The following is a 20,566-nucleotide window of genomic DNA, read 5'->3' on the forward strand; positions in this document are numbered from 1 at the left end:
TCGTAGCCCTCCGGCTGCCGCACAGCGCCCTCCATGTTCTGGTGATCCGAGCCAATGCCCTGATAACCACACAAAAGTGGAGTTTCCCCGGCGTGTCGAACGGGGTTCGCCCGTGCGAGCGGTTTTATGGTGACGGGTTTGGGAGGGGTTGCGACGGGGGTCGGGATGTGTGGGCCGCCCCTGCTCCCGCGTCAACGCCGCGGGGCAAACGGGGGGGCGGGTGGGATGAATCCGCCGCGAAACAGCGGTCTCGAGGCCCCTACCCCGGCAGGACGCCACAGAGAAACAAACCCACCGCCACCGCCGACGTCAGCCGCGCGCCTTCCGCAGACGATGCCGAACCGCCCGCTGAGCCATCGGCCCCAGGTCCTCGACCGCCGCGACAAGCAGAGAGAGCCCCTCAAGAGAATCGAGGGCCCGCTCCGTCCCGGCCGCATCAACCCCCTCGTACAACTCCATCCCCACGAACGACGCCGCCACCGCCCGCGCCAGCCCCACCGGATCCACGAACTCCCCGAGGGGAGAGGCCGACAGGACCCGGGTCAGGACCTTCTCGATCTCCTCGATCCAGAGGGCGAGCCCCGCCGCGGTGGCCGCCGCGAGCCTGGGCTGCGTCTGCGCACCGGCGAGCAGCTGCCCGAGCACCGCGACGTGGCCCGCCTCGCGCTCCTCCTCGTGCATCTCCCGTCCGAAGGCGAGGAGTTCGGCGAGCGAGTCGATCCCCGAGAGACGCTCCCGGTACCGGGAGACCCGCTGCTCCGTACCGTGTCGGCACGCCGCCGCCAGCAGGTCGTCGACCGAGCCGAAGTGGTAGAAGACGAGCGCCTGGTTGACCCCGGCCGCCGCCGCGATGTTCCGCGCGGACGTCTTGGCGATGCCCTGTTCCGTGAGGGTCCGCAGCGCCCCTTCGAGGAGCTTGGTCCGCGTCTCCAGGCTCTTGGCCGGGGCCTTGGCCGCACTCACGCGCGCGCCTCCTCGCGGACCGGCCGCAGTCCCGGGCGGACCCCGCACGTACGGACGTCGGTGTACGTCGCGGTGAAGGACCCCTCGTAGCCGAAGAGCGGCCCGAAGTGCCGGTTGGCCACCCGGACCCGGATGCGGAACCGGCCGGACGCCTCGTCGTAGGACTCGCGGACCTCCGCGTCGCCGCCGACGAGGGACGGCACCCGGCAGTCGACCGGGCCCTCCCGGAAGCGGTGCGCTCCGGAGCGGATCAGGAGCGAGCCGTCGGGCTCCGCGCGGAAGTGGAGGTCGCTGGCGAGGTGCTGGTGCGTGCCGAGGTAGTCGAGCACGCGGTCGCCCTTGGGGCTCAGGACCATTTGGGCGTCGAAGCGGCGGGGGCCGCCGGGCAGGTCGAAGGTGCGCACGAAGGTCACCGTCTCACGGCCGTACGTGTCGGCGTACGGCACGTTCTCGATGACGAAGGGGACGTTCCTGCCCTGGCGCGGGACGAGGATGTTGCGGGTGCCGCCCACCGCGAGGAACGGCTTGACGAATCCCCGCCCGTGCCAGATGCGGTCCATGACGCCCCGGCCCGTGCAGGCCTCGCCGCCGGCCAGGCCGACGGAGAAGCGGCGCCGGATCTGGGGGTGCAGCCGGTCGAAGTCGGCGCCCATCACGGTGCGGAAGATCGATGCGGGCTCGGTCACGAGTGCTGCTCCTTGGGCCCGGCGAGCGGGGCGAGGGTGGAGAGGATGCGCGGGTCACGGGTGCGTCCCGGTGGTGTGCGCAGACAGCGGCGGGCGGCCGGGGTCGTGGGCAGGGGCGGCAGCATCAGCATCAGAGCGGCCGTCGCGAGGGCCGTCATGGGGACGAAGAGGACCGCGGCGATCACGCACAGGACGCGGACGGCGAAGTCCGCCACGGCGTGCAGCAGGGCGCGCTCGGGGGTGATGCCCCGCTCCAGCCAGAGCCTGAGGCGGTCGAAGGACCAGGCGGTCGCCCAGCCCATGAGGGGGCGGAAGACCAGCCGGTCGGCGACCCTTCCGAAGCGGCCCCAGCGCGGGCGGTAGTCGTATCCGGTGAGGAAGCGGATGCCGTCACCGTCCTGCGCCGGTACGTAGCGCCAGTAGCCGCTGCCCTCTTCGAGGAGGGAGAGCGGGTGCGGGGAGGCGAAGCGCAGGGCGGAGGTCCTGGTGCCGTCGGGACGCCGCTTCTCGCCCGCGGAGACTCCGGTGCCCGCGATGGTCAGAAAGGGCAGCACGCGCGTGGCGTACCGGAAGTGCTGCGGCTCGCCCTCCTGGCACGGCAGGTAGTCGATCTCGGTGAAGCGCAGGTCCCAGCGCTGGTGCCGGTCGGGCTCCTGGGTCCGGGCCCAGAGGGCGTCGAGATCGGCGCGTATCCGCGCCTCGATGTACAGACTCACGGCAAACCCCCACGTCAGCGTCTTTTTGAGCGACTGCTTAAACCGAAGGTAGCGACATTTGAGCAGTCGCTCAAGTCGGCGGACAGAGAAAAGCCCCCGCCCAGAAGGGCAGGGGCTTTCGTGAAGCGCTGGATTTCCGGAGCGCTGGAGTACCGGAGCCCTGGAGTACCGGAGCGCGCCTACGCGGACAGGTGCCGCTCCACCGTGTCCACCTTGGAGGTGAGACCGTCCGTCACACCGGGGCGGATGTCCGCCTTCATGACGACCGAGACGCGGGGCGAGCGCGCCTCCACCGCGGCGACGGCACGCTTGATCACGTCCATCACCTCGTCCCACTCGCCCTCGACGGACGTGAACATGGCGTCGGTCCGGTTCGGCAGACCCGACTCACGGACCACGCGGACCGCGTCGGCGACGTACTCACCGACGTCCTCGCCGACCCCGAGCGGCGTCACGGAGAAGGCGACGATCATGCGTTCACGACGCCTTCCTTGCGGGCGCGCGAGGCGATCACCGCGGCCTCGGCCTCACGCTTCAGCCTGCGCTCGGCCATGAAGCCGCCGCCCGGGACGAAGGAGTACGCGAAGTACAGGGCGGCGGTCTTGACGTCCCACTTCGTGCGGTTCCAGGCGTCGAGCCAGAAGAGCACGTAGAGGATGAAGAGCACACCGTGGATCGGGCCCAGCACCGGCGCCGCGTTGAAGCCCTCGGCGACCGTGTACTTGATGATCGTGCAGACCAGCAGCACGATCCAGGAAATACCCTCGGGCACGGAGACCAGACGGAGGCGGCGGAGTGCGGAAGCGGTTTTGATGTCCACGGGTCACCTTCGGTGGGACGGACGGCAGGCAAGGGGCGGGGCTCGGCGGCGCCGATCTTGTGAACGGACGCACAAGCGACCCCCATTGTGACATCGGGGTGTTCTCCGGGTTCGCTCAGGGCCCTTCACCCTGTTCTGGGTGGGTACGCGGCGGCTACCGTCGATTCGTGGCTACGTTCCGGCTCCAAGGGAGCAGAGTGCTCGCCGTCGACATGACGGGCGACGCCGTGAAGGCGAAGAACGGCTCGATGGTCGCGTACGACGGCCAGATGGCCTTCAAGAAGATGACCGGCGGCGGTGAGGGCATCCGCGGCATGGTGACCCGCCGCGTCACCGGCGAGCAGATGACGGTGATGGAGGTGAAGGGGCACGGCACGTGCTGGTTCGCCGACCGCGCCACCGAGATCAACCTCGTGCAGCTGCACGGCGACAAGCTCTTCGTCGAGTCGAGCAATCTGCTCTGCACCGACGCCGGCCTGCGCACCGGCACCAGCTTCACCGGCCTGCGCGGCGCGACGCAGGGGAACGGCCTGTTCACCACGACCGTCGAGGGCACCGGCCAGGCGGCGATCGTCTCCGACGGCCCCGCGGTGGTGCTGCGCGTCTCCCGGCAGTATCCGCTGACCGTCGACCCGGGGGCGTACATCGCGCACCAGGGCGATGTACGACAGAGCTTCCAGTCCGGCGTGACGTTCCGCACGCTCATGGGCGAGGGCGGCGGCGAGGCCTTCCAGATCCGCTTCGAGGGCGACGGCCTGGTCTATGTCCAGCCCAGCGAGCGGGCGACGATCGCAGGGGATGTGTGACATGCCCTTCCGCGAGATCAACTCGAAGATGGTCGAGGCCACGGTGCAGCCGGGCACCAAGATCTTCAGCCAGCGCGGCGCCATGCTTGCCTACAAGGGAGAGGTGTCCTTCACCCCCAACCTCCAGGGCGGCCAGGGCGGTCTCGCCTCCATGATCGGGCGCCGGGTCGCGGGCGAGGCCACTCCCCTGATGACCGTGGAGGGCAGCGGCACGGTCCTTTTCGGGCACGGCGGCCACCACATCCAGGTGATCAGCCTCTCCGGAGACACCCTTTATGTGGAGGCGGACCGCCTGCTCGCCTTCGACGGCACGCTCCAGCAGGGCACGATGTTCATGGGCTCCCAGGGCGGCGTCATGGGCATGGTGCGCGGCCAGGTCAGCGGTCAGGGCCTGTTCACCACGACCCTGAAGGGCCACGGCGCGGTCGCCGTCATGGCGCACGGCGGCGTCATCGAGGTGCCGATCACCCCGCAGCGCCCGGTCCACGTGGACCCGCAGGCGTATGTCGCGCACCACGGCGACGTGCGCAACAAGCTGTCCACGGCGCTCGGCTGGCGCGACATGGTGGGCCGCGGCTCCGGAGAGGCCTTCCAGCTGGAGCTGTCGGGAAGCGGCGCGGTGTACGTCCAGGCTTCGGAGGAGAAGCTGTGAACCCGAACGTCTCGACCCCCGCGGGGGCGCCCGCCGTCTTCGACCCGATGACGCTGCCGAGCGACGACAGCGTGAATCCGTACACCTTCTGCGTGGAGCTCAAGGGGAACCAGTGGTTCCTGCAGAAGGGCAAGATGATCGCCTACTACGGACGGATCGAATTCAACGGCATCGGGCACGGCCGCCTCGACCGTCTGGTCCGGACCAGCTTTCATTCGCCGCTGCACGCGAGCGACTGGGTCGTGGCGGACGGCCAGGGCAAGATGCTCCTGTCCGACCGGGCCTTCGACGTGAATTCGTACGATCTCGAGGAGGGCAACCTCACCATTCGCTCGGGCAACCTCCTCGCTTTTCAGCCAACTCTCGCGCTGAAGCAATCGATCGTTCCGGGCTTTCTGACCCTCATCGGCACGGGCAAGTTCGTCGCCGCGTCGAACGGCCCGGTTGTCTTCATGGAGCCCCCGATCCGCGTTGATCCACAGGCGCTCGTGGGGTGGGCCGACTGTCCTTCACCGTGCCATCACTACGACCACGGATACCTCACGGGCGTGATCGGAGGCGTGCGAGCACTGACCGGCATCGGCGGAACGTCCGGCGAGGAGCACCAGTTCGAGTTCGTGGGCGCCGGCACGGTCCTGCTCCAGTCCACCGAGGCGCTGATGCCCGAACGGGCATCGGGAGAGGTGCCACATCAGGGGGGCGTACCCGGCGGACGGGGCACTCCGGGGCAACCGGGTCAGCAGCCGGGTGCACCGCGCCTTCCCGGACAACTGGGGGACCTCCAGCGTCGCTTCGGGCTGTGAGCGGTAGTCTGCGGAGTGTGACGGCGAACGCCTGTGCCCCTCCGCGAGGAAGGCGGTGCGAGGCGCGTCACATCCCACCATTCGTTCACCTTTCAACTTCTTAGGTAGAATCGATTCCATGGAGACCGAGACGGCCCCGCAGTGGCTGACCGACGAGGAACAGTGCGCTTGGCGCACCCACGTGGAGGTCAACAGGATGCTGACTTATCAGCTCGAAAAGGACCTTCAGCCGTTCAACCTGACCATGAACGACTACGACATTCTCGTGTACCTCTCCGAGTCGGAAGAGCTGCGGATGCGGATGAGCGACCTCGCCGCCGCCACTCTGCAGTCCAAGAGCCGCCTCTCCCACCAGATCACCCGCATGGAGAACGCGGGCCTGGTGCGCCGTGAGAACTGCGAGTCCGACCGCCGGGGGCTCTACACCGTCCTCACCGAGGAGGGCATGGAGACCATGCAGAAGGTGGCTCCGCACCACGTCGCCTCCGTGCGACGGCACTTCGTCGATCTCATCTCCGCCGAGGCCCTCGAAGACCTGCGCAAGGCCCTGACCCCGATCGCGGAACACCTGCGCTCCCAGCGCGGCAAGCCCTGATCCGCTCCGCCACGGCCCGCCGCACCCCTCATTCCGCCGACGACTGAGGGCTGGGCAGCCGCAGCTCGAACAGCGCACCCCCGGACGGCGCCGCCCGCACCACGAGCGTGCCGCCGTGCCGCACCGCCACGTCCCGCGCGATGGCGAGGCCCAGACCGGCCCCGCCCTCGTCGCGGGTCCGCGCGTCGTCGAGCCGCACGAACCGCTCGAAGATCCGCTCCCGCTCGCCCGCCGGCACGCCGCTTCCGTCATCGGCCACCTCCAGGACCGCCCAGGGACCCTCGCTCCGGGTGCTGACCGTGACGCGGGAGCGCGCGTGCCGCTGCGCGTTGTTCAGGAGGTTGCCGAGCACCCGCGCCAACTGGCTCCGGGAGCCCGCGACCTCGACGCTCTTCAGGTCCGTGTGCACGTCGACGTGGTCCCGGGTGCGCTGCGAGAGCTCCTCGCGCGCGAAGGCCGCCAGGTCGACCCGCCCCTCCCCCGGCTTCTCCCCCGCGTCCAGACGGGCCAGGAGCAGCAGGTCGGCGGCGAGTTCCTGGAGCCGCACGGTGTCCTCTACGGCGCCGTCCACATCCAGCAACTCCGGGTGCGCGGCGCCCACTTCGAGCTGGGTGCGCAGCGAGGCGATGGGGCTGCGCAGCTCGTGCGAGGCGTCCGCGACGAACCGGCGCTGGCGCTCCACGGAGGTCTGCAGCGCGGTGAGCGTCTCGTTCGTCGTGCGGGCGAGGCGGGCGATCTCGTCGTGCGTGTCCGGCTCGGGCACGCGCCGCGCGAGGTCCTCCGACGCGGTGATGGCGGCCATCTCCGCGGTGATCGCGGCCACCGGGCGCAGGGCGCGCCGCGTCACCAGCCAGGTGACACCGGCGACGACCGCGAGCAGCAGCGGGAAGCCGACCAGCATGGACGTCAACGCCGTGGACACCGCGCTCTGTTCGTCGGAGAGCGAGCCGCCCGCGTAGACGGTGAAGTCGCCCTTGGGCGAGCTGACCTCGACGGCGGCGAAGCGGTAGTCGGCGCTGTCGCCGTCGATGGTGGCGGAGCCCTCGGTGTACTTCGTCTCGTCGTCGACCTCCCCGTCCTCGCGGTCCTCGCGGTCCTCGCCGTCGCCGCTGTCCTCCTTCTCCCCCTCTCCCCCGCGACCGGGCTGGACCTCGTCGACGCCCGTTCCGCTGATGCGCTGCAGGTCGTCGCTCGCCGCGACCAGCTTGCCGTTGCCGTCGACCACCTGGACGGGCTGCTCCTCGTCGTCCGGCAGGTCCAGGTCGCCGAACGACCGGACCGTGAGGAGCTGCGAGGCGACCTTGCGGGCGGCCGCGTCGGCCCGGGAGCCCGCCTGGTCGGTGAGGTTGTCCCGCAGCGAGAGCAGCACGGCGGCGCCCGCGGCGACCAGGGCGAGGGCGACGACCAGGCTCGCGCCGAGCGTGGCCCTGGCCCGCACCGATCCGAACAGCCGCCTCATCGCGGGGCCTCCAGCCGGTATCCGGCGCCGCGCACGGTCTTGATGAGGGCCGCGCCGAGCTTGCGCCGCAGCGTGCTCACGTACACCTCGACGATGTTGGGATCCCCCTCGTACGCGAAGTCCCAGACGTGGTCCAGGATGTCGCCCTTGGAGACGACCTCGCCGGCCCGCAGCACCAGCTGCTCCAGGACGGCGAACTCCTTCGCGGTGAGGGTGACTTCGTCCTCGTCGCGGAAGACGCGGCGCGCGGCCATGTCGACCTTCAGGTTCCCCAGGGTGTGGACCGGGGAGGGGCCCGCGGAGCCGCGGCGGCGCAGCAGCGCCTTCACGCGGGCGACCAGCACGACGTACGAGAAGGGCTTGGTGAGGTAGTCGTCCGCGCCCGTGTCGAGTCCCTCGGCCTCGTCGTACTCGCCGTCCTTGGCCGTGAGCATCAGGATCGGCACGTCATGGCCTGCCGCGCGCAGCGTGGAGCAGACGCGGTAGCCGTTCATGCCGGGCAGCATGATGTCGAGGATCACCAGGTCGTACGTGCCCTCCCCCGCCCGGTGCAGTCCGTCGACGCCGTCGTGGACGACGTCGACGGCGAAGCCCTCGGCGGTCAGGCCCTTGGCCAGGGACAGGGCGAGGCGCTTTTCGTCCTCCACGATCAAGAGTCGATAGGTGTGGCGCGTAGCGCCTCCGGCAGGGCGGTGGTGGGAGACGGGTGGGCGCATGCGTTCAGGGTGGCAGAGCGAAGCTGAAGAGTTCTTCAGGCGGCTTCAGCGTGCGTTCAGGATCGCTCCGCCAGATTGGTCCACGTCGAAAGCGAACGGCAGCGGCCCCCGGGCCGCCGCCCGTACCGCCCACTTCCTCGGGAGGACCCTCATGAAGCGCAACATCGTCATCGCCACCGTCGCCGCCGCGGCCCTGATCGGAGGCGGCACCGCCGCCTTCGCGACCGGCGGTGACGACGACAGCGCCGCGAGCAAGTCGAGCGTCCAGCTGAAGGACCACGACCGCAAGGACCAGGACGACCGCGACGACCAGGACGGCCGGGACGACGACCGCAAGGACGACGACCGCGACGACGCCGCCGAGAACACCGCCGAGGCGAAGGCCGCCGAGGTGACCGCCGCCGACGCGATCAAGGCGGCCCTCGCCCACACCTCCGGCACCGCGGTCTCCGCCGAGCTCGACGACGAGGACGGCGGCCTGGTCTGGGACGTCGACGTCCTGAAGGGCAAGACCTGGCACAACGTCGAGGTCGACCCGGGCACCGGCAAGGTCCTCGGCTCCTGGGTCGACAAGGACGACAAGGACGACGCCGCCGAGGACGCCGCCGACGCCGCCCGGGTGAACTCCGCCCTGAAGGGCGCGTCCGTCAGCGCCGCGGACGCCGCGCAGGCCGGCGCCGACAAGGGCACGGTGACCTCCGTGGACCTGGACGACGACGGCACGGCGACCGCCTGGAACGTGGAGACGACCGGTAAGCAGGGAGCCGAGTCCGAGTACAACGTCGACCTGAAGACCGGCAAGGTCACGGCCGACCGCACGGACACGCACGACGACCACGACGGTCAGGACGACGACTGACACACACAGGAGCACCACCACTGGGGCGGCGTCACCGACGCCGCCCCAGTGGCATGTCTCAGCTCTCCGTCAGACCCTCGACGAGTTCGTCCGCGGCCGTGTACGGATCCAGCTCCCCCGCCACGATCCGCTCGGCGAGCGCGGACAGCCGCAGGTCGCCGTGGAGCGAGCCGATGCGCTCGCGCAGCGTGGTGACGGCGATCGTCTCGACCTCGCGGGAGGCGCGCGCGACCCGCCGCTCGCCGAGGACGCCCCGCTCCTCCATCCACGCCCGGTGCTTCTCCAGGGCCTCGACGACCTCGTCGACGCCCTCGCCGCGCGCCGCGACCGTCTTCACGATGGGCGGCCGCCAGTCGCCCGCGCCGCGGGCCTCGCCCAGGCCCAGCATGTGGTTCAGCTCGCGCGCGGTCGCGTCGGCGCCGTCGCGGTCCGCCTTGTTGACGACGTACACGTCGCCGATCTCCAGGATTCCGGCCTTCGCCGCCTGGATGCCGTCGCCCATGCCGGGCGCGAGGAGCACGACCGAGGTGTCCGCCTGGGAGGCGATCTCCACCTCGGACTGGCCGACGCCGACGGTCTCGACGAGGATCACGTCGCAGCCCGCCGCGTCGAGGACGCGGATGGCCTGCGGCGCGGCCCAGGCGAGCCCGCCGAGGTGACCGCGCGTGGCCATGGAACGGATGTAGACGCCGGGGTCCGACGCGTGGTCGGACATCCGCACCCGGTCGCCGAGGAGCGCGCCTCCGGAGAAGGGGGACGACGGGTCGACGGCGAGGACGCCGACCCGCTTCCCGGCCCGCCGGTAGGCGCTCACGAGCGCGGACGTCGATGTCGACTTGCCGACACCGGGGGATCCCGTGAGGCCGACCACGTACGCATGGCCGGCGAGCGGCGCCAGCGCCGCCATCACTTCGCGCAGCTGCGGTGACGCCCCCTCGACCAGTGAGATCAGCCGGGCCACGGCCCGTGGCCTGCCCTCGCGGGCCTGCGCCACCAGGGAGGGGACGTCCTGCATCACAGCTCCGTTCACTACGTACGAGCACGTACGGGGCACTCACGCACGTGCCCGAGGGACAGCGGGGACAGCGGCCGGCCGGAGGCTAGGCCCTGGCCACCTTCACGATCAGGGCGTCGCCCTGGCCGCCGCCACCGCACAGCGCGGCCGCACCCACGCCACCGCCCCGGCGCTTCAGCTCCAGGGCGAGATGCAGCACGAGCCGCGCGCCCGACATCCCGATCGGGTGACCCAGCGCAATGGCTCCGCCGTTGACGTTCACCTTTTCCGAGGACACGCCGAGGTCCTTCATTGACTGCACCGCGACCGCGGCGAACGCCTCGTTGATCTCGATCAGGTCGAGGTCCGAGACGGACAGGCCCTCCTTCTTCAGGGCGTGCTGGATGGCGTTGGACGGCTGCGACTGGAGCGAGCTGTCGGGGCCCGCCACATTGCCGTGCGCGCCGATCTCGGCGATCCACGCCAGGCCCAGCTCCTCGGCCTTGGCCTTGGACATCACCACGACGGCGGCGGCGCCGTCGGAGATCTGCGAGGACGTGCCCGCCGTGATCGTGCCGTCCTTGGCGAAGGCCGGGCGCAGCTTGCCGAGGGACTCGACGGTGGTCTCCGGGCGGATGCCCTCGTCCTTGGCGAAGAGGACCGGGGCGCCCTTGCGCTGCGGGATCTCGACCGGGGTGATCTCGGCCTCGAACAGGCCGTTCTTCTGGGCGGCGGACGCGCGCTGGTGGGAGAGGGCGGCCACCTCGTCCTGCTCCGGGCGGCGGATGCCCAGGCGGGTGTTGTGCTTCTCCGTGGACTCGCCCATCGCGACGCCGTCGAAGGAGTCGGTCAGGCCGTCGTGCGCCATGGAGTCGATCATTTCGATCGCGCCGTACTTGTGGCCCTCACGGGACTTGGGGAGCAGGTGCGGGGCGTTGGTCATGGACTCCTGACCGCCGGCCACCACGATGTCGAACTCACCGGCGCGGATCAGCTGGTCGGCGAGTGCGATGGAGTCGAGACCCGAGAGACAGACCTTGTTGATGGTCAGCGCGGGGACGTTCATGGGGATGCCCGCCTTGACGGCGGCCTGGCGTGCCGGGATCTGCCCTGTCCCGGCCTGGAGCACCTGACCCATGATCACGTACTGGACCTGGTCGCCTCCGATGCCCGCGCGCTCCAGCGCGGCCTTGATCGCGAAGCCCCCCAGATCCGCACCCGAGAAGGACTTCAGCGAGCCGAGGAGACGGCCCATGGGCGTTCGTGCGCCCGAGACGATCACTGAGGTGGTACCGGTCGTTCCTGCCATGTGCGACGACCCCTTGGGAGGAGAGGAGTTAACGAGGGTTTATCTGAATGTACTGAGCAGTACCCCCGCCGTCACCGGGCGGCGACTGTGATCGCGCGCACGTTGCGTAATCACTGCATCAAGCGCTGCACTTGAAGCATGCTGACGCGAATCGATCACATCGGGATCGCCTGTTTCGACCTCGACAAGACCGTCGAGTTCTACCGCGCGACGTACGGATTCGAAGTGACCCACTCCGAGGTCAACGAAGAGCAGGGCGTGCGCGAGGCCATGCTCAAGATCAATGACACCAGTGACGGAGGCGCCTCCTACCTGCAGCTTCTGGAGCCGACCCGCGACGACTCGGCGGTCGGCAAGTGGCTGGCCAAGAACGGCGAGGGCGTGCACCACATCGCCTTCGGCACCGCGGACGTGGACGGCGACGCCGCGGCCATCAAGGACAAGGGCGTACGCGTCCTGTACGACGAGCCCCGAATTGGCTCCATGGGCTCGCGCATCACCTTCTTGCACCCGAAGGACTGCCACGGAGTGCTTACCGAACTTGTCACTTCGGCACCTTCCGAGTCACAGGAGCACTGACCTCCGTATATCTGGGCCGGTAGGGTGAGAGGGAGGCCGTCCGAAGTTCGGGCGGCCACGTGCCGGGGTCCGGGTTTCGGGGGACGAGCGTCGGGGCAGCAGCCCATGCTCCGCCGTTGATCTGACACCATTCACCCGGGGGCCCCGTTCGGCCGATGGACGGGGCTCGTTGGAGAGACTTGCGACCAGGGTTGGGGCATCCCCTGCTCGACGAGCTTGGGGAAGGATGGGACCGCGCAGTGCGGGGCTACGAACGCCAAGAGAACTCGCGGGCTGAGACCGACAGTCTGTCGCGGTTCGAGGCCGAGATGGATCGGCTGAAGACCGAGCGGGAGAAGGCCGTCCAGCACGCCGAGGACCTCGGCTACCAGGTCGAGGTGTTGCGCGCCAAGCTGCACGAGGCGCGCCGCAACCTCGCGTCCCGCCCTGCCTACGACAGCGCGGACATCGGGTATCAGGCCGAGCAGTTGCTCCGCAATGCCCAGATCCAGGCCGAACAACTGCGCGCCGACGCCGAGCGCGAGCTGCGCGACGCCCGCGCGCAGACCCAGCGCATCCTCCAGGAGCACGCCGAGCAGCAGGCCAGGCTCCAGTCCGAGCTGCACACCGAGGCCGTGACGCGGCGCCAGCAACTCGACCAGGAGCTGAACGAGCGTCGGCAGACCGTCGAGTCGCACGTCAACGAGAACGTGGCCTGGGCCGAGCAGCTCAGGGCCCGCACCGAGCAGCAGGCCCGCCGGCTCCTGGACGAGTCGCGCGCCGAGGCCGACCAGGCCCTGGCCGCCGCCCGCGCGGAGGCCGCCCGCGTCGCCGAGGAGGCCCGCCAGCGGCTCGCCGGTGACGCCGAGGCCGCCCGCGCCGAGGCCGAGGCCATCCTGCGCCGCGCCCGCACGGACGCCGAGCGCCTCCTGAACGCCGCGTCGACGCAGGCCCAGGAGGCCACCGACCACGCCGAGCAGCTGCGCTCCACCACGGCGACCGAGGCCGAGCAGGCGCGCCGTCAGACCGCCGAGGCGAGCCGGGCCGCCGAGCAGCGCATGACCGAGGCCGAGACGGCGCTGCGCGAGGCGCGCAGCGAGGCCGAGAAGCTGCTGGCCGAGGCGAAGGACTCCGCGGCCAAGCAGCTCTCGGCCGCCGAAGCGGCGAACGAACAGCGCACGCGCACCGCCAAGGAGCAGGTCGCCCGGCTGGTCGGCGAGGCCACCAAGGAGGCCGAGTCCACCAGGTCCGAGGCCGAGCAGCTGGTCGCCGACGCCCGCGCGGAGGCCGAGAAGCTGATCGCGGACGCCGCCGAGAAGGCGCGCACGATCACCGCCGAGGAGACCGCGGGCCAGCTCGCGAAGGCCGCGCGGACCGCCGAGGAGGTCCTCGACAAGGCTTCCAAGGACGCCAAGGAGACCACGAAGGCCGCCACCGAGCAGGCCGAGCGGATCCGCTCCGAGGCGGAGACCGAGGCGGACCGGCTGCGCGCCGAGGCGCACGACATCGCCGAGGAGCTCAAGGGCGCGGCGAAGGACGACACCAAGGAGTACCGCGCCAAGACCGTCGAGCTGCAGGAGGAGGCGCGCAGGCTGCGCGGCGAGGCCGAGCAGCTGCGGGCCGACGCGGCCGCGGAGGGCGAGCGCATCCGGGGCGAGGCCCGGCGGGAGGCCGTCCAGCAGATCGAGGAGGCGGCCAAGTCCGCCGAAGAGCTGCTCGCCAAGGCGAAGGCGGACGCCGACGAGCTGCGCACGGCCGCGACCACGGAGAGCGACCGGGTCCGCACCGAGGCCATCGAGCGCGCCACGACCCTGCGCACGCAGGCCGAGGAGACCCTGGAGCGCACCCGCGCGGAGGCCGAGCGGCACCGCGAGGAGGCCGCCGAGCAGGCCGAGGCCACGAAGTCGGAGGCCGAGGAAGCCGCGCAGGCGCTGCGCGAGGAGACCGAGCAGGCCATAGCGGCACGGCAGGCCGAGGCGGCCGACGAGCTGACGCGGCTGCGCACGGAGGCCGAGGAGCGGCTGTCCTCCGCCGAGCAGGCGCTGACCGACGCCCGCGCGGAGGCCGAGCGCATCCGCAAGGAGGCCTCGGACGAGACGGACCGGCAGCGCGCGGAGGCCGCCGAGCGGATCCGCACGCTGCAGTCGCAGGCCGAGACCGAGGCGGAGCGGCTGCGCACGGAGGCCGCCGCCGATGCCTCGCAGTCCCGCGCGGAGGGCGAGAACATCGCCGTGCGGCTGCGTTCGGAGGCCGCCGCCGAGGCCGAGCGGCTCAAGACCGAGGCGCAGGAGTCCGCCGACCGCGTGCGCGCGGAGGCCGCGGCCGCCGCCGAGCGCGTCGGCACGGAGGCCGCCGAGGCGCTGGCCGCCGCCCAGGAGGAGGCCGCGCGCCGCCGTCGCGAGGCCGAGGAGACGCTGGGCTCCGCCCGCGCGGAGGCCGACCAGGAGCGCGAGCGGGCGCGCGAGCAGAGCGAGGAACTCCTCGCGTCCGCCCGCAAGCGCGTCGAGGAGGCACAGGCCGAGGCGATCCGCCTGGTCGAGGAGGCCGACCGCCGCTCGACCGAGATGGTCTCGGCCGCCGAGCAGCACGCCCAGTCCGTACGGGACTCCGTGGCCGGCCTGCACGAGGCGGCGCAGGAGGAGGTCGCGGGCCTGCGTTCGGCCGCCGAGCACGCCGCCGAGCGCACGAAGACGGAGGCGCAGGAGGAGGCCGACCGCGTCCGCTCCGACGCCTACGCCGAGCGGGAGCGCGCCACCGAGGACGCCAACCGCACCCGGCGCGAGGCGACGGAGGCGTCGGAGGCCGCCAAGTCGCTCGCGGAGCGCACGGTTTCGGAGGCCATCGCGGAGGCCGAGCGGATGCGCTCGGACGCCTCGGAGCACGCCCAGCGGGTGCGCACGGAGGCGTCGGACACCATCGCGCAGGCCGAGCAGGACGCCTCGCGCACGCGGGCCGACGCCCGCGAGGACGCCAACCGCATCCGCAGCGACGCGGCGGGCCAGGCCGACCAGTTGATCGGCGAGGCCCGCAGCGAGGCCGAGAAGCTGCAGAGCGACACGGTCGCGGAGGCCGAGCGCGTCCGCACGGAGGCGGCCGAGCAGGCGGAGCGGCTGCGCACCGAGTCCACGACCGAGGCGGAGCGCCTGACGGCCGAGACGACGGCCGAGGCGGAGCGGGTCCGCGCGGAGGCGGTGGCGAAGGCCGAGAAGCTTATCTCGGACGCGTCCGGCGACGCGGAGCGGCTGCGCGCCGAGGCCGCGGAGACGGTCAACTCCGCGCAGCAGCACGCCGAGCGGATCCGCAGCGAGGCCGAGCGCGTCAAGGCGGATGCCGCGCGGGAGGCCGAGCGGCTCACGTCGGAGGCGCGCGAAGAGGCGGAGCGGACCCTCGACGAGGCCCGTCAGGCCGCCAACAAGCGCCGTCAGGAAGCCGCCGAGCAGGTCGACACGCTCATCACGGAGGCGGTCGCCGAGGCGGAGAAGCTGACCACGGACGCGCAGGAGAAGGCCCTCAAGGCGACGACGGACGCCGAGGCGCAGGCCGACACGATGGTGGGCGCGGCCCGCAAGGAGGCCGACCGGCTGGTCGCCGCGGCGACGGTCGAGGGCAACTCCCTGGTGGAGAAGGCCCGTACGGACGCGGACGAGCTGCTGGTCGGCGCCCGTGGCGACGCGACCGCCATAAGGGAGCGCTCGGAGGAGCAGCGCGACCGTCTGACGGCCGAGATCGAGGAGTTGCACGAGCGCGCCCGCCGCGAGTCCGCGGAGGCGATGAAGTCCGCGGGCGAGCGCTGCGACGCGCTGGTCAAGGCCGCCGAGGAGCAGCTGGCCGAGGCCGAGGCGAAGGCCAAGGAGCTCCTCGCCGACGCCAACTCCGAGGCGAGCAAGGTCCGTATCTCCGCCGTGAAGAAGGCCGAGGGTCTCCTGAAGGAGGCCGGGGCGAAGAAGACCGAGCTGACGCGCGAGGCGGAGCGCATCAAGGCCGAGGCCGAGGCCGAGGCGACGCGGGTGGTCGAGGAGGGCAAGCGCGAGCTGGAGGTGCTGGTCCGGCGCCGGGCCGACATCAATGCGGAGATCTCCCGTGTCCAGGACGTGCTGGAGGCGTTGGAGTCTTTCGAGGCCCCGTCGGGCGGTGCGAAGACCGGGCCCAACAGCGGCTCGGCCGCGGGTGGCGTCAAGGCCGGAGCCGCGGCAGGGTCGACACGTTCGAGTGGCAAGCAGTCGGAGGGGTAGCCAAAGAGCATCACCCGTGCTCCGAAAGGACCTTTGGCCCTGTCTCTGGCAAGCCCTCCTGCCGTTGACCACTCAAAAGGGGTGTCATTCTCCAGATCAAACGGGCATCTGCTCGATGACACGCCGCTTGGACCCCTAGGATTCCCTCTATCACCTCACCGGTCTCATTCGACAGGAACCCCATGAGCGACACTTCCCCCTACGGCTTCGAGCTTGTGCGGCGTGGGTACGACCGCGCTCAGGTGGACGAACGTATCTCCAAGCTCGTCTCCGACCGTGACAGCGCTCTTGCTCGTATCACTGCTCTGGAAAAGCGCATCGAGGAGCTGCACCTCGAGACGCAGAACGCCCAGGCCCAGGTTGCCGACGCCGAGCCGTCGTACGCCGGTCTCGGTGCCCGCGTCGAGAAGATCCTCCGCCTCGCCGAGGAGGAGGCGAAGGACCTGCGCGAGGAGGCCCGGCGCGCTGCCGAGCAGCACCGCGAGCTCGCCGAGTCCGCCGCCCAGCAGGTGCGCAACGACGCCGAGTCGTTCGCCGCCGAGCGCAAGTCCAAGGCCGAGGACGAGGGCGTCCGCATCGTCGAGAAGGCCAAGGGCGAGGCGAGCGCGCTGCGGGCCGAGGCCCAGAAGGACGCGCAGTCCAAGCGCGAGGAGGCCGACGCCCTCTTCGAGGAGACCCGCGCCAAGGCCGCACAGGCCGCGGCCGACTTCGAGACGAACCTCGCCAAGCGCCGTGAGCAGTCCGAGCGCGATCTGGCCTCGCGTCAGGCCAAGGCGGAGAAGCGCCTCGCGGAGATCGAGCACCGCGCGGAGCAGCTGCGTCTCGAGGCCGAGAAGCTGCGTACGGACGCGGAGCGCCGGGCCCGCCAGACGGTGGAGACCGCGCAGCGCCAGGCCGAGGACATCGTGGCCGACGCGAACGCGAAGGCGGACCGGATCCGTTCGGAGTCCGAGCGCGAGCTCGCCGCTCTGACGAACCGTCGCGACTCCATCAACGCCCAGCTGACGAACGTGCGCGAGATGCTGGCCACGCTGACCGGCGCGGCCGTCGCCGCCGCGGGCACGCCCGCGGAGGACGAGCCCATCTCCCGAGGGGTCCCCGCCCAGCAGACCCGCTGAAGCGCTTCCTCAGGGCACCGAAGCCCCCCGCCACCGAGTGGCAGGGGGCTTTGTCCCGTTTTAGCGTTGCCGCATGATCGAGCTCGAGGGGCTGACCAAGCGGTACGGCGAGAAGGTGGCCGTCAACAATCTGACCTTCACGGTCCGCCCGGGCATGGTCACCGGGTTCCTCGGGCCGAACGGCGCGGGGAAGTCCACGACCATGCGCATGCTGCTCGGGCTCGACAACCCGTCGGCCGGGGCCGTCCGCATCGACGGCAGGCACTACTCGCAGCTGAAGGACCCCCTCAAGTACATCGGCGCCCTGCTCGACGCCAAGGCGATGCACGGCGGCCGCAGCGCCTTCAACCATCTGCTCTGCCTCGCGCAGAGCAACGGCATCCCGCGCGCCCGCGTCACCGAGGTCCTGGACACCGTCGGTCTGACCGCCGTCGCCAAGAAGAAGGCCAAGGGCTTCTCGCTCGGCATGGGCCAGCGCCTGGGCATCGCCGGTGCGCTGCTCGGCGACCCCGAGATCCTGATGTTCGACGAGCCCGTCAACGGCCTCGACCCCGAGGGCATCCACTGGATCAGGAACCTGATGAAGTCCCTTGCCGCGCAGGGGCGCACGGTCTTCGTCTCCTCGCACCTGATGAGCGAGATGGCGCTCACCGCCGACCACCTCGTCGTCATCGGCCAGGGCCGGCTCCTCGCCGACACGTCGATGTCCGACTTCATCCGGCAGAACTCCCGGTCGTACGTCAGACTCCGCTCCCCGCAGCGCGAACGCCTCCTCGACGTCCTGCACGAGGCGGGCATCACCGCCGTCGAGGCGGGCAACGGCACCCTCGAAGTGGACGGTACGCCGCCGGAGGAACTCGGCGAGCTCGCCGCGGGCCATCAGCTCGTCCTCCACGAGCTGAGCCCTCAGCAGGCCTCTCTGGAGGAAGCCTTCATGCAGCTCACCGCCGAGTCGGTCGAGTACCACGCGCACACGGACCACGGAGGAGCACAACCCCCGCCGCCCGTCGGCTGGGGCGAGGGCTGGCAGCAGCGGAAGGAGGGCTGAGCGATGGCCGCGGCACAAGTCCTGAGATCGGAGTGGACCAAGATCCGCTCGGTCTCGTCGACCATCTGGACGCTCGGCCTCGCCGTCGTCGTCACGATCGCGCTCGGCATGCTGATCAGCATCCTGTCCAAGAACGACTACGACAGTCTCGACGCCAAGGACAGGCTGACCTTCGACCCGACGTACATCAGCTTCGCCGGGATGTCTCTCGGCCAGCTCGCGATGATCGTCTTCGGGGTGCTCGTCGTCTCGAACGAGTACAGCACCGGCATGATCCGCACCTCGCTCGCGGCGGTCCCGCAGCGCGCCACGTTCCTGTTCAGCAAGATCGCCGTCGCGACGCTGCTCGCGTTCGTGGTCGGCCTGGTCACCAGCTTCATCACGTTCTTCGTGGGCCAGGCGATGCTCGGCCAGTACAAGGCGCAGCTCAGCGACCCCGGCGTGCTGCGCGCCGTCATCGGCGGCGCGCTCTACATGACGCTGATCGCGGTGTTCTCGATGGGCGTCGCGACGATGCTGCGCAGCCCGATGCTCTCCCTCGGCATCCTGATGCCGTTCTTCTTCCTGATCTCCAGCATCCTCGGCAACGTCTCGGCGACGAAGAAGCTCGGCCGCTTCCTGCCCGACCAGGCCGGCAGCAGGATCATGCAGGTCAAGTCGCCGTTCGACGACGACACCCCGTACGGGCCGTGGGGCGGTCTCGCGATCATGGTGGCGTGGGTGGTGGTCGCGTTGATCGGTGGGTACGTACTGCTGAAGAAGCGGGACGCCTAGCGGTACTCGGTACTCCAGGGGGACATGTGACGGCGCAGGACCGCGCACTCGCGGCGCTCGGCCTCGACGGCGTGCCCGCGCTGCAGCCCCTCACCTACCCCGGCCTGCCGGTCACGGCGCCCTCCCTGCTGACCGGGACCGAACTGCTGGCGCTCAGTGCGCGTCCGGGCGGGCTCGGCGCATGGGCCATCGAAGGGGCGGGCCAGGGACTCCACGGGCCCCACAGCACGCTGGACGACGTCCTCGGCACCCTCGGGCAGCCTCCCGTCGCCGGACGCCACCCCGTCGTCGCCGTCGGCTCGAACGCCTCCCCCGGCCAGCTCGCCCACAAGCTCGGGCGGCTCGGCATCCCCGGCGCCGTCCCGATGGTGCCCGTGCGGCTGCGCGGCATCGGCGTGGGCTGCTCGGCCCACATCGGCCGGGCCGGATATGTGGCGGCCGCGCCCTACGCACGCGCCGGAGCCCGGCTCACCCTCGTCGTCTCCTGGCTGGATCCGGCGCAGCTGCCCGCGATCGACGCCACCGAGCTCCCCAACTACCGGCGGATCCCGCTCTCCGGAGACGCGTACGACATGACCCTGCCGTCCGGCGAGCGGCTCGCCGGAGCGTCGGTCTACGTCAGCGCCCGCGGCGTCCTCGCCGACCCGCTCACCGGCCTGCCGCGGCCCGGCGGGGGCGACCAGGCGGCGCTCCTGGACGCCCTGCTCGACGCGTCCCCGCCGCTGCGCGAGCTGCTCGGCCCGGACGCGGCGGCCTGGGTGCGCAGGGCGGCCGCCGACCCGGAGCTGCGCGAGCGGGGCACCCTGCTCTTCGCCGAGGAGGGCTGGGTGCTGCCCTGGACGGAGCTACCCGACCCGTCCGTGTGAATCAACGGTTTTACTTGCTCTTGGCTGGAACCGTCAGCTCACAGTTATCCTCCTAACCCTTACGGGGGCGTGTGCCCCGACGTCCTGAACCATTCGATGGGTGCGGAGAATGATCGAGGCAGTCGGCCTGACGAAGCGCTACGGCGCCAAGACAGCCGTGTACAACCTTTCCTTCCAGGTGCGGCCCGGAACCGTCACCGGCTTCCTCGGGCCGAACGGCTCCGGCAAGTCGACGACGATGCGCATGATCCTCGGGCTCGACGCGCCCACCACCGGGCAGGTGACGATCGGCGGCTATCCCTACCGCAAGCTGCCGAACGCGCCGCGCCAGGTCGGTGCGCTCCTCGACGCGAAGGCCGTGCACGGCGGGCGGCACGCCCGCAACCACCTGCTCTGCCTCGCGCAGCTCTCCGGCATCCCGGCCCGCCGGGTCGACGAGGTGCTGGGCGTCGTGGGTCTGCAGGACGTGGCGAAGAAGCGCTCCAAGGGCTTCTCGCTCGGCATGGGCCAGCGTCTCGGCATCGCGGCGGCGCTCCTCGGCGACCCGCAGGTGCTGCTCTTCGACGAGCCGGTCAACGGCCTCGACCCCGAG

General features: G+C 71.0%; 21 protein-coding genes. 12 read left to right on the forward strand and 9 right to left on the reverse strand.

Going from position 1 to position 20,566, the window contains the following annotated elements; all coding sequences use genetic code 11:
- Nucleotides 1–309 precede the first annotated feature (309 nt).
- The 5 genes from AOK03_RS06545 to AOK03_RS06565 all read right to left on the reverse strand — a co-directional run bounded on the left by AOK03_RS06545 (nt 310) and on the right by AOK03_RS06565 (nt 3,185).
- Nucleotides 310–963, reverse strand: coding sequence for a TetR/AcrR family transcriptional regulator (locus tag AOK03_RS06545; RefSeq protein WP_055564210.1), 654 nt, complete (start codon nt 961–963; stop codon nt 310–312).
- A complete protein-coding gene (locus AOK03_RS06550; RefSeq protein WP_055564227.1) occupies nt 960–1,616 on the reverse strand; it encodes a DUF4166 domain-containing protein in 657 nt (218 codons plus the stop codon). The genes AOK03_RS06545 and AOK03_RS06550 overlap by 4 nt, the downstream gene beginning before the upstream one ends.
- A gap of 29 nt (nt 1,617–1,645) precedes the next feature.
- The gene (locus tag AOK03_RS06555; RefSeq protein WP_055564211.1) at nt 1,646–2,365 is read right to left on the reverse strand and encodes a hypothetical protein; all 720 of its coding nucleotides are present in this window, start codon (nt 2,363–2,365) and stop codon (nt 1,646–1,648) included.
- 179 nt (nt 2,366–2,544) lie between these two features.
- Nucleotides 2,545–2,838, reverse strand: a complete 294-nt coding sequence (locus AOK03_RS06560) for an MTH1187 family thiamine-binding protein (RefSeq protein WP_055564212.1) — start codon at nt 2,836–2,838, stop codon at nt 2,545–2,547.
- The gene (locus AOK03_RS06565; RefSeq protein WP_055564213.1) at nt 2,835–3,185 is read right to left on the reverse strand and encodes a DUF3817 domain-containing protein; all 351 of its coding nucleotides are present in this window, start codon (nt 3,183–3,185) and stop codon (nt 2,835–2,837) included. Before AOK03_RS06565 ends, AOK03_RS06560 begins: the two co-directional genes overlap by 4 nt.
- Before the next feature lie 167 nt (nt 3,186–3,352).
- Here AOK03_RS06565 and AOK03_RS06570 point away from each other — a divergent pair, with 167 nt between their 5' ends.
- The 4 genes from AOK03_RS06570 (at nt 3,353) to AOK03_RS06585 (ending at nt 6,041) form a co-directional block, all read left to right on the forward strand.
- Complete coding sequence (locus tag AOK03_RS06570) at nt 3,353–3,991, forward strand: AIM24 family protein (RefSeq protein WP_079074530.1); 639 nt, start codon at nt 3,353–3,355, stop codon at nt 3,989–3,991.
- 1 nt (nt 3,992) lies between these two features.
- Complete coding sequence (locus AOK03_RS06575) at nt 3,993–4,643, forward strand: AIM24 family protein (RefSeq protein WP_055564214.1); 651 nt, start codon at nt 3,993–3,995, stop codon at nt 4,641–4,643.
- A 47-nt stretch (nt 4,644–4,690) separates the two neighbouring features.
- On the forward strand, nt 4,691–5,446 hold the full coding sequence (locus AOK03_RS06580) for an AIM24 family protein (RefSeq protein WP_055564229.1): 756 nt from the start codon (nt 4,691–4,693) through the stop codon (nt 5,444–5,446).
- 118 nt (nt 5,447–5,564) lie between these two features.
- A complete protein-coding gene (locus AOK03_RS06585; RefSeq protein ID WP_055564215.1) occupies nt 5,565–6,041 on the forward strand; it encodes a MarR family winged helix-turn-helix transcriptional regulator in 477 nt (158 codons plus the stop codon).
- Between the two features lie 28 nt (nt 6,042–6,069).
- Here the strand turns inward: AOK03_RS06585 and AOK03_RS06590 are convergent, their stop codons facing one another.
- Both AOK03_RS06590 and AOK03_RS06595 read right to left on the reverse strand, forming a co-directional pair.
- On the reverse strand, nt 6,070–7,500 hold the full coding sequence (locus tag AOK03_RS06590) for a sensor histidine kinase (RefSeq protein ID WP_055564216.1): 1,431 nt from the start codon (nt 7,498–7,500) through the stop codon (nt 6,070–6,072).
- On the reverse strand, nt 7,497–8,216 hold the full coding sequence (locus AOK03_RS06595; RefSeq protein WP_055564217.1) for a response regulator transcription factor: 720 nt from the start codon (nt 8,214–8,216) through the stop codon (nt 7,497–7,499). The genes AOK03_RS06590 and AOK03_RS06595 overlap by 4 nt, the downstream gene beginning before the upstream one ends.
- Before the next feature lie 151 nt (nt 8,217–8,367).
- Here AOK03_RS06595 and AOK03_RS06600 point away from each other — a divergent pair, with 151 nt between their 5' ends.
- Complete coding sequence (locus AOK03_RS06600; RefSeq protein ID WP_055564218.1) at nt 8,368–9,075, forward strand: PepSY domain-containing protein; 708 nt, start codon at nt 8,368–8,370, stop codon at nt 9,073–9,075.
- 58 nt (nt 9,076–9,133) lie between these two features.
- Here AOK03_RS06600 and meaB read toward each other — a convergent pair whose 3' ends face one another.
- Entirely contained in the window at nt 9,134–10,090 is a 957-nt protein-coding gene (gene meaB / locus AOK03_RS06605) for a methylmalonyl Co-A mutase-associated GTPase MeaB (protein ID WP_055564219.1), read from the reverse strand.
- Nucleotides 10,091–10,175: 85 nt separating this feature from the next.
- Nucleotides 10,176–11,378: an acetyl-CoA C-acetyltransferase gene (locus tag AOK03_RS06610; protein WP_055564220.1), complete on the reverse strand. Its 1,203-nt coding sequence runs from the start codon at nt 11,376–11,378 to the stop codon at nt 10,176–10,178.
- 138 nt (nt 11,379–11,516) lie between these two features.
- Here AOK03_RS06610 and mce point away from each other — a divergent pair, with 138 nt between their 5' ends.
- From mce to AOK03_RS06645, 7 genes are all read left to right on the forward strand, one after another.
- Nucleotides 11,517–11,957 carry a methylmalonyl-CoA epimerase gene (gene mce, locus AOK03_RS06615; RefSeq protein WP_055564221.1) on the forward strand — a complete coding sequence of 147 codons (441 nt, stop codon included), beginning with the start codon at nt 11,517–11,519 and terminating at the stop codon, nt 11,955–11,957.
- A gap of 239 nt (nt 11,958–12,196) precedes the next feature.
- Entirely contained in the window at nt 12,197–16,168 is a 3,972-nt protein-coding gene (gene scy, locus AOK03_RS06620; protein WP_055564222.1) for a polarized growth protein Scy, read from the forward strand.
- A gap of 182 nt (nt 16,169–16,350) precedes the next feature.
- Nucleotides 16,351–17,286, forward strand: coding sequence for a coiled-coil domain-containing protein (locus AOK03_RS06625; RefSeq protein ID WP_055564223.1), 936 nt, complete (start codon nt 16,351–16,353; stop codon nt 17,284–17,286).
- Between the two features lie 73 nt (nt 17,287–17,359).
- Complete coding sequence (locus AOK03_RS06630; RefSeq protein WP_055564224.1) at nt 17,360–18,334, forward strand: ABC transporter ATP-binding protein; 975 nt, start codon at nt 17,360–17,362, stop codon at nt 18,332–18,334.
- Between the two features lie 3 nt (nt 18,335–18,337).
- Entirely contained in the window at nt 18,338–19,108 is a 771-nt protein-coding gene (locus AOK03_RS06635; protein WP_055564225.1) for an ABC transporter permease, read from the forward strand.
- A gap of 26 nt (nt 19,109–19,134) precedes the next feature.
- Nucleotides 19,135–19,974, forward strand: coding sequence for a hypothetical protein (locus AOK03_RS06640; protein ID WP_055564226.1), 840 nt, complete (start codon nt 19,135–19,137; stop codon nt 19,972–19,974).
- A gap of 109 nt (nt 19,975–20,083) precedes the next feature.
- A partial coding sequence (locus tag AOK03_RS06645; protein ID WP_157868872.1) for an ABC transporter ATP-binding protein occupies nt 20,084–20,566 on the forward strand: 483 nt, incomplete at its 3' end.

It is taken from the genome of Streptomyces atriruber (genome assembly GCF_001418325.1).
GTDB classification, from domain to species: domain Bacteria; phylum Actinomycetota; class Actinomycetes; order Streptomycetales; family Streptomycetaceae; genus Streptomyces; species Streptomyces atriruber.

Excerpts from the sequence above, each read along its gene's own strand:
- mce (WP_055564221.1), top strand. The coding sequence starts at position 11,517 with ATGCTGACGCGAATCGATCACATCGGGATCGCCTGTTTCGACCTCGAC.
- AOK03_RS06635 (WP_055564225.1), top strand. The coding sequence starts at position 18,338 with ATGGCCGCGGCACAAGTCCTGAGATCGGAGTGGACCAAGATCCGCTCG.
- AOK03_RS06585 (WP_055564215.1), top strand. The coding sequence starts at position 5,565 with ATGGAGACCGAGACGGCCCCGCAGTGGCTGACCGACGAGGAACAGTGC.
- AOK03_RS06580 (WP_055564229.1), top strand. The coding sequence starts at position 4,691 with ATGACGCTGCCGAGCGACGACAGCGTGAATCCGTACACCTTCTGCGTG.
- AOK03_RS06550 (WP_055564227.1), bottom strand. The coding sequence starts at position 1,616 with ATGGGCGCCGACTTCGACCGGCTGCACCCCCAGATCCGGCGCCGCTTC.
- meaB (WP_055564219.1), bottom strand. The coding sequence starts at position 10,090 with ATGCAGGACGTCCCCTCCCTGGTGGCGCAGGCCCGCGAGGGCAGGCCA.
- AOK03_RS06595 (WP_055564217.1), bottom strand. The coding sequence starts at position 8,216 with ATGCGCCCACCCGTCTCCCACCACCGCCCTGCCGGAGGCGCTACGCGC.
- AOK03_RS06610 (WP_055564220.1), bottom strand. The coding sequence starts at position 11,378 with ATGGCAGGAACGACCGGTACCACCTCAGTGATCGTCTCGGGCGCACGA.
- AOK03_RS06630 (WP_055564224.1), top strand. The coding sequence starts at position 17,360 with ATGATCGAGCTCGAGGGGCTGACCAAGCGGTACGGCGAGAAGGTGGCC.
- AOK03_RS06560 (WP_055564212.1), bottom strand. The coding sequence starts at position 2,838 with ATGATCGTCGCCTTCTCCGTGACGCCGCTCGGGGTCGGCGAGGACGTC.
- AOK03_RS06575 (WP_055564214.1), top strand. The coding sequence starts at position 3,993 with ATGCCCTTCCGCGAGATCAACTCGAAGATGGTCGAGGCCACGGTGCAG.
- AOK03_RS06625 (WP_055564223.1), top strand. The coding sequence starts at position 16,351 with ATGAGCGACACTTCCCCCTACGGCTTCGAGCTTGTGCGGCGTGGGTAC.
- AOK03_RS06590 (WP_055564216.1), bottom strand. The coding sequence starts at position 7,500 with ATGAGGCGGCTGTTCGGATCGGTGCGGGCCAGGGCCACGCTCGGCGCG.
- AOK03_RS06600 (WP_055564218.1), top strand. The coding sequence starts at position 8,368 with ATGAAGCGCAACATCGTCATCGCCACCGTCGCCGCCGCGGCCCTGATC.